1 pseudogene is annotated in these 228 nt (G+C 32.0%); it reads left to right on the top strand.

The features are described 5' to 3' along the window. A pseudogene (locus AABK37_RS42225) lies at window positions 1-228 on the top strand (RNA-guided endonuclease TnpB family protein); the annotation flags it as partial.

Below are 228 nucleotides of genomic sequence, written 5' to 3'. Positions count from 1 at the left end.
AATATCCCTATACACGAGCTTATAAAAAACTCAAAAAATCAGGGATTATTCACTTACATAAAACAAGTATTCTCATTCACTCCAAACATGCACAAAATTATGATTGTGTACGAATAATTCCCAGCACTGGATGTTATGTAATTGAAGTAGTTTATACTAGAAAGGATGTTAAGTTATCTGAATCAGGTTTGAAAGCCGCAATAGATTTAGGTGTAAATAACCTTGGGA

Origin of the sequence: Tolypothrix sp. VBCCA 56010 (assembly GCF_050875635.1) — a bacterium.
GTDB lineage: Bacteria > Cyanobacteriota > Cyanobacteriia > Cyanobacteriales > Nostocaceae > Hassallia.
This window is presented reverse-complemented; position numbering and strand designations above follow the sequence as displayed.